The following is a 13,617-nucleotide window of genomic DNA, read 5'->3' on the forward strand; positions in this document are numbered from 1 at the left end:
CTTGCCTTGATAGCTGTTTTTTCGTATTACCTTTGTAAAAAAAGACAAGTGTACAAGCCCTCCCGACATATGAATAAGAAGTGAGTTCATTCTTTGGGAGGTGCTATACGTTTTGGGTTATCAACAATATGGAATTAGTCCGCAGCTGGTGGAGCGGATTAAATTAAAGATGAAAAATCCCGCTGTCAAAGAGCGTATCAAAAAGTTGATTGATGGCGTGACCAAGTCTGATCTGCAAGATAAGGCCAAGGTCAGAAGGTTGGTCAAGTCTTCGGCAGTTATTATGAATGAGAATTTCTCTCCGGCGCAGGAGGAGCAGTTTGTTGCTTTTGTGCTCGCGCAGAAGATTGATCCGAACAATACGTTTCATTTGATTAAGCTGTGGGGGATGTTTAGGTAGGGATTCGATGTAATGTGGGTGGAAAAAAACATTCGTTTACACGAGGGCACTACGATGACAGAATAACCTTCCGAGCGCTGTTATCCCCGGATTTTCTGATTGACCCTTTCCAAGGGTAAAATCCGGTGATAAAGGCGCACGCTTCGCTTCTTTAGGTTATTTCTGTCCTCTCCGTTGTTGTGTAAATTGATATATTTTACAAAACCCAAATTACATTCAAGTTGTGTGGTAATTTAGGAAGGGGTGTTTCATTAGTCATGCAGATGACGTAATGGAACACCCCTTTTTGAACGGTATGGTGCCAGGGAGAAGACTGTCAGCTAAGAACCACAACAACGAAAACAAGGAACTGGGCCATCATGCATGGCCTGGTTCCTTGTTTTTTGCGGTGAAGGATTTGTGTTGCTTTCGGTATTCCTCTGGAGTCCAACCGGTCAATTTTTTAAACACCCGAAAAAAATATTTTGGATTGTCGTAACCTAGCTGTTTGGCAACACGGTAGATTTTATCGTCTGTGCTCGTTAAGAGCTGCTTGGCTTGCCTGATCCGTAGTCTGTTTATGTAATCAGTGAAGTTCTCGGATGTCTTTTCTTTAAATAAATGACTGAGGTAACTCGGGTTCAGGTAGAACAGGGACGATACCCATTCCAGCGTTAAATCCTTGGTATAGTGATTATCAATATATGTCCTGACGTTGTCGATCACTTGATCTGATGCGTAGGGGTTGTCTTCCTTAAGCAGAAGAGCTGTTCCCGTCAGCACCTTTACCATGTAATGCCTAATGCACTCCATATCGAACGAGACGTTCAGGACGGCCTCCAAGCTGGAAGAGGCGCTACTGTTACCTCCGTTCTGGATATAGTTACTCAGCAGCCGTTTGGTTTCCGTGATAATGTCTCTGCACTGCTCTTTCAGGTGGGCAAGCAAAGCGTCAGGCTGGCGTATGTAGAAAGCAAAGAAATCGGTGATGAGCTCTTCCACCTTCGGCACATTCCCGCTCTCTATAAAAAATAACAGTTCATATGTTCGAGCCCACTTCAGTTGATGTAAAGGAATTTGCTCCCGTGAAAATACGTAACATTTGCCAAAATCGGTAATGGCTCGTTCGTCCAACGCAAGGATCGTTTGATGATGAGCTTCTCGGACCCCACCAATGCCTGTATGAGGCAAGCTGATCCCCACACAACAATCCGTAGTTTCAGATTTGGTCAAAATGATACTCGCAGTTTGTTCCGCCATTTTCTGCAAATCAAGCTGGCCTGAGTAATCCAGATCATGCATCAGGAAAAACAGTACCTGATCCGTTTGTGGATGAGGAATGTACAGGCCATTCGAAAAGGTAGGTAGTTGCTGTGCTGTAAGCGGTTGAGGACCATAAATCGTCAATAAAATGAACTGGTCAGATGCCATGATGGCGGCAAATTCCGCAGAGCGGAACACAGGTGTTTTGATGGATGAATGGGGAGCCAGCACATAATTCAGGAAGGCTTGCATGTCTGCATCCCTTTTCATCTGCTCCGTTTCTACTTCTCTTAGAACGACTTCCCGCTGAAGAGAGCGCTCCTGTTCGATGGCTTGGATGGCTTGGTGAAGCGTACCGTGGATCTCGTCCCGGCTAAAAGGCTTCAGCAGGTAATTTACAACTTTCGCAGAGATTGCCTCCTGCATATAATCAAAATCGGTATGTCCGCTAATGACAATTAACTTAATGCGCGGATATTGCTGGCATACTGTCCTGATCAACAGCTTGCCGTCGACCTCAGGCATGCGCATGTCCGTAAAGATAATGTCCGGCTTGAACGATTCAATCAAAGCCAAGGCGTCTGCGCCGTTATCTGCTTCGCCTAAGAGTTCAAGCGAGTGCTCAAAAGTCCCGATTTTTTTCAACAAACCTTTGCGGATCAAGGGTTCATCGTCCACAACGATATACGTGTACATCTCTTGGTCACCTCTTTTCCCAATTGGCCGGAATTTCGAGTGTAATTCGAGTTCCTGTATTCAAATCGGTATGAAACGAAAGGCCGTAACCCTCTCCGTAATACAAAGCAATTCGTGAATGCACGTTTTTGATGCCGATGCTTTGTTTATGCCTTTGACCAACGGCGACGAATTCAGGTGGCTGCTGGAGCAATTGTCGAAGTTCCTCCGCTTGTGTTGAGGACATGCCCACGCCATCATCCCAGATCTCGAACACGATGCTGTCCCCCTGAAACAACCCGGTAATGGTAACGGAACCCTTCCCACGTTTGTTCTCCAACCCGTGATAGATGGCATTTTCCACGAGTGGTTGCAACAGAAGTTTCAGCATGCGACGACTCCGAATTTCCGGGTCCACATTCAGGTTGAACGCGAACTTGTCACCATACCGAATCTGCTGGATGGCCATGTAGTTTTCTACATGCTGAAGTTCTTCGCTGACCACGACCAGCTCGCTGTCCGTTTTGATGCTGTAGCGGAACATGTCCCCGAGTGACTTGGTCATCACCACAATACTCTCAACTTCTTCGATCTCGGCAATGCTATTAATCGACTCCAGCGTATTGTAGAGGAAATGGGAGTTGATCTGTGCTTCCAATGCCTTCATCTGGGAGTCCAGCATGAGGATTTTATTCTGGTAACTTTCTCGGATATGCGTATCGATGTCTTTCATCATTTTGTTGAACTCATGGTAAAGGATTCCTATTTCATCGACTTGCCTCGTTACTTGAGGCTTGATGGTCACAAAACGATGAGATTTGGTTTTGCGCATCAGTTTGGTCAATTCGATGATGGGTTTGGTGATCAGGTTGGACAAGAAAAAGGACAGTAGAAGGAAAATGACGGCACAGCTTACGGCCACGTATAACAGCAACTTTTGTGAGATGTTGTACTCCTCATACAGCCGATCCATAGAGATGTTGGCAATCACGCTCCAATTGCGGCCGGGAACTTTCTGGATTACCGTCATCATGTTATCTTGGATTGATTTGTACTGTGAACTGTTGCCGACTTGATGCGTTGCCGCAGCCAGAGTATCGGAGAGAGGAGTGCCAACTCTACTTCCGTCGCTGGAGTACAGGATCTCGCCAGCGTCGTTCGCCAGATATAGATTGGACAAGCTTGGTGCCGGATTACGTTTTAGACCGTCAAAAATGTTCATACTGCAATCCAGCATAAACACGCCTAGGAACTCGTTGTTGTTGGGATCGTAGAGGGCTCTGGAGAAGCCAATGGATTCCTTGGCGTTAATGATGTAAGGTTTGACGCCAACTTCACCAATATACAAATCGCCTTTGCGCTGGATCGTATCCAGATACCACTCATCGCGAAGTGCGACATAATCGAGGCGTAGGTCTGTGCCGCTACTGCCATAGCTTATCCATTTGCCATCAGGTGTGAAAAGGTACAAACCATTGATGTAATTGTAACCAAGCAGAATGTTTTCAAAGATCAATTTCAATTTGCTGCGAATCATGAAGATTTCATATTGATCGTTGGTACCGTTCAACTTGATTAGTTCATCACTCACAGTGCTGTAAGCGGTTGCATTGGAAGACTGCTGAAGGAGTGTGACAGAGATCCGGTCGATGTTCTGCAAAATTTCCTCCATGCTCTTGACCGAATTGCCTATAGTTGTCGACGTCACGAGAGAGGTCTGCTCATTCACCAGCTTCGTGTAACTGCGATAGGAACTGACAGAAACAACGATAATTGGCACGATTGATACGAGGACGAGGACCAGAAAAAGTTTAGTTTTGATGTTGAACAGAATCATACGTGCTCCTCCCGCCATTTGTCAATTCTAAAAATAGTGCACCATACGAGCCAAAGCAAATGCACTTTTGCCCACCGTATGATGAGAATGTGCACAAAGCAAGAATAAACATGAATTGGGGGAATGACAAGATGAAAAAAAGAAAACGACTGTGGTCCCTAACTTTGGTACTGCTCATGATGTTTCTGAGCGCATGCAGCTCCAGTAGCGAGGAGGGGGGCGGTATGGATACCAATAACGGGAGTACAGATGATTCAGGAAAGCCAATTACGCTGACGATGATGCTTTCGGGAAACAAAGCATCCGAGGGAGAGGATTTTGAGCTGGAGACCTTGCCGCGCCTAGTCAAAGAGAAGTTCCCGAACATTAACTTGGAAGTACAAAAGTTGCCTGATGATCAATACAATACATCTGTTCGAACCAAGCTTGCGGCTGGACAGGGACCGGACATTTTCTGGATTTTCCCGAAAAATGCGGCTGGCGGTGTCATTGATTTTGCAAAGGCAGGCTTCGCTGCGGATCTGTCAGATCTGAAGTTCTGGGACAACATCAGCCAAGGAGCGAAGGAAGATATGTCCTATGAGGGTAAACCTTACGGCGTGGCCGAAGGGTTGGACTTCTTGGGCGTTTACTACAATAAGGAGTTGTTACAACAAGCGGGATATTCCGAGTTTCCGAAGGATTGGCCTTCGTTTCTGGATTTGTGTCAAAAGTTGCAGGCAGCGGGCGTAACGCCAATTGCGATGGGAGACAAGGACCCTTGGATGATCCAATTCGGAATGTATCCGATTGCAGCGAATGTCGTGTATCCGAATGAGCTGGATTTTGATGTCAAATTGCAGAACGGTGAAAAATCGCTGACTGATCCAAAGTGGATTCAAACCATATCCAAATACAAAGAGCTCTATGATAACAACTACGTCGTCAAAAACTCACTTGGCATTGGTAGTGCCCAATCTGCGCAGTTGTTTATCGACGGGAAAGCAGCAATGACCTTTACGGGAACATGGGATTATGCCTCCATGACGTCCAAAGGCGCTGCCGAATTTACTCGCGGATTCGCTTCATTGCCAGGTAACGAGCCGGAACAGCCGGTGTTTGTATCTGCTGCAACATCTGCCGGATACGCTTTGAACGCCAAATCGGCAAACCTGGATGCAGCCAAGGAAGTACTGAACTACCTGTTTGATGGTGAATCCGATTTGTTCAAAGCATTTGTGGAAGCCAACAGTTCCATCAGCGTGTATAAGGACGTAGAACTTGAAAATGAATTGTTTAAGGAAGTGAATGACAACTATCAACAAACTGGAAATTCCATCTACTTCAGCAACCAGATGTGGCCAGCCGGAGTATCGGACGTCATGCAGGCAAAGTTTGCCGAAATTATTGCTGGACAGAAAACAACACCAGAAGATGTGGCAAACGCCATGGAAACCAAGTTTAGAGAGCTGTGGAAAAACTAGAACCAAACGATGCTGTCTGCTGTAAAGGGGAGAATGATTGTCCTTCTTCCCTTGCCGCAGGCCCCTTGGAAAGGATGGAGCAGGATGAGCTCTACTGTAATGAAAAAGTCCATGTACTGGTTTGCTTTGCCGGCATTGATCTTCTACCTGACCTTCTGGATCTTCCCGATCCTGCGGTTGTTCCAGTACAGTATAACGGATTACAACGGGTACGCCCAAGCCTATAACTATATCGGTTTCGACAACTATAAGGAATTGTTTCGGAGCGACATCCTAGGCATTTCTTTAAAAAATACACTGATCTATACGTTTGTCACCGTCATAGCTGGCAATATCATCGGTTTGGCAATGGCATTGCTGTTAAACATGAAAATAAGAGGAACCGGGATTTACCGTTCCCTGGCGTATATTCCCACATTGTTCAGTGCGATCGTCGTCGGATTTTTGTGGAGTTACGTCTATATGCCGGATTACGGGCTGATTTCTTCCTTTCTCGATAAACTAGGTATCGCAAATGAACTGAATTTCCTGGGTGATTACTCGACCGCACTGTATTCTATTATCTTCGTGGAAATCTGGAAGACGATCGGAACGACAATGATTATCTTCCTTGCAGGACTACAGACTGTTCCTAGTGACCTTTTGGAAGCCGGACGGATTGATGGTTGCGGCTCCTGGAGATTGCTGCGACATGTGAAGATTCCATTACTGGCAACAGCGATTACAATCAACGTGACGTTAAGTTTGATCAATGGACTCAAAGCGTTCGACTTCCCGTTTATCATGACGAATGGCGGTCCCGGCACGGCTACCAACACGCTGATTTATACCATCTACAAGATGGCATTTACCGAACAACTCTTTGGTAAAGCTTCGGCTCTTGGTGTCATTTCCTTTGCCGTGATTATCGTCATTACCGCTGTTTTTGTCCTGAAAATGAACAAACGGGAGGTGTCGGCATGATGCTTCGTAAAGTTTTGGGGAAAGGGTCCGTTCAGGTCGTTGTGTTGTTGGTGATGGCGTTAAACCTGATTCCGTTAATTATTGCCTTTTCGACATCACTCCGAGATCCAAGCAACAACACCAATCCGCTGATCCTGTTCCAGGAGATGTCCTTTGCAAGTTACAAGGCTGCCTTCGACCGCATGCACTTTCCGGAAGCGCTATGGAACAGCGTGGTGTTAACCGGCGTATCGGTCGTGTTTGTTGTCCTGTTTGCTGCGATGGCGTCCTACCCGATGGCCCGTTTGAAGACAAAGCTAAGTAAGTTCATGTATTTGTTTTTTTTGTCAGGACTCGTGGTACCTGCGCAAATGGTATTGATACCGATCGTGCAAATGATCAATGCGCTGCATATCCCAACGAATCAATATACGCCTATTTTCATGTTCATTACGTGCAGTCTGCCATTTTCAACTTTCCTGTACACGGGTTTCATTAGAAGCGGTGTGCCTGAGGAGGTAGAAGAAGCGGCGCACATCGACGGGGCGGGATTATTCCAACGGTTCTGGACCGTCGTGTTCCCCTTACTCATTCCGGTAACGGTTTCGGTCATTATTACACAAGGTGTCTGGATCTGGAACGATTATTTCTTCAATATGATCTTTATTTCCAGCGCAGGAGATTCACCGTTACCACTGGCCATGCTCGGATTTTTGGGCGATCAGCAAAATCCCACGCAGTGGAATGTCCTGTTTGCAGCGTGCTTTCTGTGCGCACTACCGTTGCTGCTGGCGTTCTTGTTCCTGCAAAAATATTTTATCGGTGGTATGACCGTTGGGGCGGTCAAAGGTTAAGGAGGACACTGCAATGAATGAAAAAGTGATAAACACAGCCTGGCTGGAAAAAGCGCAGGGTCTGATGCCGGAGCTTAGCCAGCAAAAGGTCTATCCGGAACATATCGTGAGCGCAGTTCCGGATGCGTCAGCTTTTCAGGGATGGCGTATCGAACCACTCGGCTTAGTAGAACACTTATCGGATCAAGTGCTGTGCAAGGGAGACAGTGTTACGCTGGATTTCGGGGAGCATCTCGTCGGTTATCTGACCTTGTCGCTTCTTAACGAGCGCAGTAATGCAGATGCACCTCTCAGGTTGAAGCTCACATTTGGAGAAATGCCCTGTGAGGTCGGTGAGGATTTTGCAGAATATTCGGGTTGGCTTAGCCGTTCATGGCTTCAAGATGAGATCGTGAATGTGGACGTGTTACCTGGCACGCTAACACTGGACCGTCGGTATGCCTTTCGGTATCTGAAAATCGAGGTGGTAGAAACGTCGATCCGTTACGATATTCGAATTAACGATATATATTGCTTGACGGTGACTTCAGCAGACACAGGGGCAGTACCTCAATTGCCTGAAGGTATCGACACGGAGCTGCTGGAAATAGATCGCGTGTCCGTGAAGACACTCCGGGATTGCATGCAGACGGTATTCGAAGATGGACCGAAGCGCGATCGACGTTTATGGATCGGAGATCTTCGCCTTCAGGCCCTCGTCAATTATGAAACATTCGGCTGTAATGATCTCGTCAAGCGCTGTTTGTATCTCTTTGCCGGAACGAGACTGGAAGGCGGCCAGGTAGGAGCCTGTTTGTACGAACAACCAGAACCGTACGTGGACGACATTTACCTATATGACTATGCGTTGTTCTTTATTGCGACATTATGGGACTATTTTGAAGCTACGAAGGACAGGGAAACGTTGGAAGAACTTTGGCCGGTGGCTCGAGAACAGATTGAGATTGGGCTTAAACGACTTGATGAGCGGGGCATCGTAAGGGATGACGATACATGGTATTGTTTTCTGGACTGGCATGAAGAATTAAATAAACAGGCGGGTGCTCAGGCAGTGCTCATCTATAGTATGAAAAGGGGCAGATCGATTGCCAAAGAAATAGGGCTGCCGGAGTATGAGGAATGGATTAACGCACACATCAAAGACGCTGAGCAAGCAGCCCTCACATATCTGTGGGATGGTGAGCAGAGCTTTTTCGTCAGTGGTGAAAAAAGACAGGTATCCTGGGCATCGCAAGTATGGATGGTACTGGCTGAGATCATGGATGCTCCAGCGGCCCGGCAATTACTTGATCGGTTAACGAGTAACGGAGAAGCCATTGGCATGACCACGCCGTACATGGTTCATCATTATGTTGATGCATTGCTTATGTGCGGGGAAGAGGAGAAGGCACTGGAGCAGATCCGAAGGTATTGGGGCGGCATGCTAAAAGATGGGGCGGACACCTTCTGGGAGCTCTACGACCCGGACGACAAAACGTATTCTCCTTATGGTAGCAATTTGGTCAACAGTTATTGCCATGCTTGGAGCTGCACACCAAGTTATTTTATCAGGCGAAATTTTTCATGAATTTTGGACTTGAGGTCAACCAGGTACGTCTGGTTGGCCTTTTTGGATTAGTTCCAGATCGTATAAAGCCTGCCATGGCCTATTGTTTTTATTTTTATCTGTTTTTGTTCGTACCGATAAAAGAACGAGTGGCTATTAATGAAGCGATAAATACGAATATTAAAATAAAGTTATATGGGTTTCCTTTAAGGTTGTAGACTTGAACGATGAGTGTCAGAGTTGAGATGCTTAAGATTATTCGCAGGACAATCGCCGATGAGCGATCGGGATGTTGGCTTCTTTTGGAGATAAAGTATAGGGTGTACCATAAAAAACTAAAGAGCAGAAGTGAACCCAGGAGTAGAATGGCAAGCATGAATGAACACCTTTCTGTATTAATTTCATTGAATAATTGGAATAACATGACAACTAATTATAACATAGGTTTTTTTGGAGTCGGACATTTTCATAGAAGTTAAGGGACGAACTATGGTGTGCTTGGTGCAATATAGTTGATGTATTTTCACAGGATGGACTTTGCTTTCCTCCGGGGAGAGCGGTAAACTGTTGCATACGAGCGTACTAGCCTTATGGATTAATGTCCTGGATTTTACGTCAAAAAAGGCGTGGCTGTGCTGATATGCATTTTATTTTTCAAACAGATGTGGAGGAAGTACGATTGGAAATGTTTACGATGCTGCTGGGTTTATTTGAACGGGCGGCGCTGTTGATTATATTTTTATTCTTTCTGTCGAGGGTGCCAAGGTTTAGGCAGATTCTGCAAAAGGGGAAATTAAGGTGGCAGGAGTCTATTGCGGTTACCTTGTTATTCTGTGCTTTTGCCATTTTCGGGACATATACGGGCATTAATGTTGAAGGTTCACTGGTGAATGTACGGATCATCGCCGTGTTATCGGGTGGTATTTTGTTCGGAGCGCCTGTGGGTATTATTACGGGGATTGTCTCCGGGGTACATCGGTATTTGATTGATATGGATGGAGTCACAGCTATACCGTGTCTGATCACAAGTATCCTGGCGGGTCTGGTCTCCGGATATATACATAAGTACACGCCCAAGCCCAAGCGGTGGATCATCGGTATTGGTGCTGGAATGATCTGTGAAGCGCTCACGATGTTATTAATCCTGCTATTTTCCTATCCCGATCCACTGGGTGCCGATATTGTCTCGCAGATTGCGCTGCCTATGATTCTGGGTGAAGTCAACATTGGGCTGATTGTGCTCTTGGTACAGAGTGTCGAAGGGGAAAAAGAGATGATTGCAGCTCGTCAGGCGAAGCTGGCACTGGAGATTGCAAACAAAACCTTGCCTTATTTCCGTTCGATTGATGAGGATTCTCTGCGCAAAATTTGCCGGATTATTCAGGAGGATATTCAGGCCGATGCGGTTGCAATTACGGATACCCGGAATGTACTGGCGTATGTAGGATTTGGTGAAGAACGATATCATATCGGTAATGAAATTATAAGTGAGATGACCAAGAAGACAATATCCAGCGGGGAGATTACGATCAGTAATGATGTGATTGATGAAAAAACACCCGATATCCACTCGCTGTTAATCATTCCGCTCAAAGAACGAGGAGACATTACAGGTGCGCTCAAAATCTATTATCGCAAAGCGTACAAAATTACGTATCCATTACAAACGATGGCTGTAGGTCTGTCACAGATCATTTCGACCCAGATGGAGGTATCGCGGGTAGAGGAGATCAAGGCTGCTGCCAACAAAGCAGAGCTACGTGCGTTACAGACAACCATTCATCCTCATTTTCTGTTTAATGCATTAAATGCGATTGCATCGTCCATCCGAACCAAACCGGATCGAGCGCGCGAGCTGATTGTGAACCTATCCGGGTACATGCGCTACAATCTGGAGCTGTCGGATGAGTTAATTGATATTCATAAGGAACTGGAGCAGGTCCGTAATTATGTAGAGATTGAGAAAGCTCGCTTTGGTAGCCGACTTAACGTGATCTATGACATTGATGAGGTCGCGGTGCATATTCCGAGTCTCGTTATCCAGCCGCTCGTCGAAAATGCAATTATTCATGGCATTCTCAAGGTCAAAGGACCCGGGACTGTTCGAATTCGGGTACAAGATTATCCGGAGTTTGTGCGAATTAGTGTCAGTGATACAGGTGCAGGCATCAGTGCAGATATTATTGAACGTGTCTACCACGACCGTATGCCTGGTAACCAGATCGGGCTATACAATGTGCATCGACGGGTCAAGCTTATCTACGGACAAGGTGTAACCATTACGCGGCTGGAACAAGGAACCAATATTTTATTTGATGTGCCCAAAGGAGATGTCGTAACAAGGTGATGATGGATCAATGAGAGCTCTTATTGTGGAAGATGAGATTCTGGCAAGTGAAGAATTGAATTATTTAATCCAGGAACATAGTCAGATTGAAGTGGTGGATCGCCTTGAAGATGGGCTAGATGTACTGAAGTTTTTGCAAGAACAAGAAGTTGATGTTATTTTTCTCGATATCAATATTCCCTCGCTGGACGGTATGATGCTGGCCCATCATATTGGAAAGTTTGCAACGAAACCCTACATTGTATTTACTACGGCATATAAGGAACATGCAGCGGAAGCCTTTGAGTTGGAGGCGTTTGATTATATTCTGAAGCCGTATGACGAGAAACGAATTGCTGCAATGCTCCATAAGCTGGAACTTGCATTCAAACGTGATCATGCGCCGGTGGAGCAACATGTTGAGGATGGACCAGCCCCTACGGCGGACGGATCTGCTGCGCATGGTGAACTGGTACGAGAACGAGATACGAATTCCCATACAGACAGAAGAATTAATTTGCTGCGGAATGACAATATTATTGTTACGGATACGGCAGATATCTACTATGCGGAAGCACAAGAGAAAGTGACGAAGGTATATACCAAAAATGGGGAGTTCACCATGCCAGTGAGCATATCGGATTTTCACAGCCGTCTGCCACAGGATACGTTCTTTCGCTGCCACCGTTCGTACGTCGTAAATCTGTCGCAAATCCGTGAAATTGTACCTTGGTTCAACAATACGTATCTGCTCCGCCTGCGCGATTTGGAAGCTGAAGTGCCCGTGAGTCGTGGGAAGGTCAAAGAATTCAGGCAACTCATGCGCATCTAGAAGCATTTCATTCCGCATCTGATGCAACTCATGCTCAAAACGGTGTGATGAATCCCCTTTCATGTATGATTAGCTTGTGAACGCATTCATGTATATGACATCGGCAAAGGGGAGATCACGATGAAAGCAACAATTTCATCCGTTTCATCAACACCTGAATCAACTTCTGCACCTACAAAAATGAACCGCTGGCTTATTGTATTGGGGACCATCATTGTACAAATGGGTCTTGGAACCATCTATACTTGGAGTTTATTTAATCAACCGTTGTCTGATCGTTTCGGATGGGACGTCAGCTCGGTCGCGATAACTTTTTCAATTACCAGTTTTGCTTTGGCTTTTGCCACATTGTTTGCAGGACGATTGCAGGAACGTTGGGGTCTTCAGCGTCTGATCCGTGTAGCTGGGGTTGTGCTCGGGTTGGGTCTTATTCTGAGTTCCCAAGTCACTTCGTTAACACTGCTGTACATTTTGGCTGGATTTGTCGTTGGTTTTGCAGATGGTACGGCGTACATTACGTCGCTGTCTAATCTGATCAAATGGTTCCCGGAGCGTAAAGGTCTGATCTCGGGGATCTCGGTCGGCGCCTTTGGTACCGGTAGTTTATTGTTCAAATATGTGAACACGGCATTGATTGGTGCCGTTGGTCCTGCTCAGGCATTTATGTATTGGGGCATTATTGTTCTTGTTCTGGTCGTTGCGGGATCATTCCTGATCCGCGAAGCGGTTGTTCGTGAACAGGCTCCGGCAAGCAAGGAAGGATCCAAACAAGTCGTAGCACGTCATGATTACACGGTGAAAGAGATGCTGCGTACAAAAGAAGCGTACATGCTGTTTGTTATTTTCTTCACGGCGTGTATGAGCGGTTTGTATCTGATCGGTATTGTCAAAGATATCGGTGTACAGCTTGCAGGTCTTGATGTAGCTACCGCTGCAAACGCAGTGGCCATGGTTGCAATCTTTAACACGGCAGGACGTATTATTCTCGGTGCGTTGTCGGATAAAGTAGGACGAATGAAAGTCATCGCTGGTGCGCTGCTGGTTACAGCCGTAGCTGTCATGACACTTAGTCTGGTTCCACTGACCTTCGGGATCTTCTTCGCCTGTGTGGCGGCCGTTGCATTCTGCTTCGGCGGTAACATTACGGTATTCCCGGCGATTGTGGCCGATTACTTCGGATTGAAAAATCAAAGCAAAAACTATGGCGTCATCTATCAGGGATTTGGATTTGGTGCTTTGGCTGGATCATTCATCAGCGCCCTGCTGGGCGGATTCCATCTGACCTTCATTGTGATTGCTGTACTCTGCGCTGTCTCGCTGTTGCTCGCACTGATCATCACCCCTCCAGGTGAAGGTCGTCGTGCACGTCAACGTGAAAAACAGATGAACCTTAACCCTTCATCACGGGCAAGCTAACAACATGCACTGGAAGTACGGAACAGAGAATATTTCTTCATCTTAAAAAGCAAATTAAAAAACAAAGTAAACAAAGCGGTCTCC

10 protein-coding genes are annotated in these 13,617 nt (G+C 46.1%); 8 read left to right on the forward strand and 2 right to left on the reverse strand.

What is annotated here, in order from left to right; translation table 11 throughout:
• Positions 1 to 112: 112 nt before the first annotated feature.
• Entirely contained in the window at positions 113 to 400 is a 288-nt protein-coding gene (locus tag CXK86_RS07870) for a stage VI sporulation protein F (RefSeq protein ID WP_036614589.1), read from the forward strand.
• A gap of 357 nt (positions 401 to 757) precedes the next feature.
• Here CXK86_RS07870 and CXK86_RS07875 read toward each other — a convergent pair whose 3' ends face one another.
• Entirely contained in the window at positions 758 to 2,338 is a 1,581-nt protein-coding gene (locus CXK86_RS07875; RefSeq protein WP_101313594.1) for a response regulator transcription factor, read from the reverse strand.
• A 7-nt stretch (positions 2,339 to 2,345) separates the two neighbouring features.
• Complete coding sequence (locus CXK86_RS07880; RefSeq protein WP_101313595.1) at positions 2,346 to 4,154, reverse strand: sensor histidine kinase; 1,809 nt, start codon at positions 4,152 to 4,154, stop codon at positions 2,346 to 2,348.
• A 131-nt stretch (positions 4,155 to 4,285) separates the two neighbouring features.
• Here CXK86_RS07880 and CXK86_RS07885 point away from each other — a divergent pair, with 131 nt between their 5' ends.
• The 7 genes from CXK86_RS07885 to CXK86_RS07920 all read left to right on the forward strand — a co-directional run bounded on the left by CXK86_RS07885 (position 4,286) and on the right by CXK86_RS07920 (position 13,533).
• Complete coding sequence (locus tag CXK86_RS07885) at positions 4,286 to 5,617, forward strand: ABC transporter substrate-binding protein (RefSeq protein WP_101313596.1); 1,332 nt, start codon at positions 4,286 to 4,288, stop codon at positions 5,615 to 5,617.
• 84 nt (positions 5,618 to 5,701) lie between these two features.
• The gene (locus CXK86_RS07890) at positions 5,702 to 6,580 is read left to right on the forward strand and encodes a carbohydrate ABC transporter permease (RefSeq protein WP_036614579.1); all 879 of its coding nucleotides are present in this window, start codon (positions 5,702 to 5,704) and stop codon (positions 6,578 to 6,580) included.
• On the forward strand, positions 6,577 to 7,413 hold the full coding sequence (locus CXK86_RS07895; RefSeq protein WP_076250900.1) for a carbohydrate ABC transporter permease: 837 nt from the start codon (positions 6,577 to 6,579) through the stop codon (positions 7,411 to 7,413). Before CXK86_RS07890 ends, CXK86_RS07895 begins: the two co-directional genes overlap by 4 nt.
• Positions 7,414 to 7,426: 13 nt before the next feature.
• Positions 7,427 to 8,980 carry an alpha-L-rhamnosidase-related protein gene (locus tag CXK86_RS07900; RefSeq protein WP_076250901.1) on the forward strand — a complete coding sequence of 518 codons (1,554 nt, stop codon included), beginning with the start codon at positions 7,427 to 7,429 and terminating at the stop codon, positions 8,978 to 8,980.
• A 673-nt stretch (positions 8,981 to 9,653) separates the two neighbouring features.
• Positions 9,654 to 11,306 carry a sensor histidine kinase gene (locus CXK86_RS07910; protein ID WP_076251217.1) on the forward strand — a complete coding sequence of 551 codons (1,653 nt, stop codon included), beginning with the start codon at positions 9,654 to 9,656 and terminating at the stop codon, positions 11,304 to 11,306.
• A 10-nt stretch (positions 11,307 to 11,316) separates the two neighbouring features.
• A complete protein-coding gene (locus CXK86_RS07915) occupies positions 11,317 to 12,117 on the forward strand; it encodes a LytR/AlgR family response regulator transcription factor (protein ID WP_047843671.1) in 801 nt (266 codons plus the stop codon).
• A 180-nt stretch (positions 12,118 to 12,297) separates the two neighbouring features.
• Positions 12,298 to 13,533: an L-lactate MFS transporter gene (locus CXK86_RS07920; protein ID WP_036675050.1), complete on the forward strand. Its 1,236-nt coding sequence runs from the start codon at positions 12,298 to 12,300 to the stop codon at positions 13,531 to 13,533.
• Positions 13,534 to 13,617: the final 84 nt, after the last annotated feature.

Source organism: Paenibacillus sp. BGI2013 (genome assembly GCF_002843485.1).
GTDB classification, from domain to species: domain Bacteria; phylum Bacillota; class Bacilli; order Paenibacillales; family Paenibacillaceae; genus Paenibacillus; species Paenibacillus amylolyticus.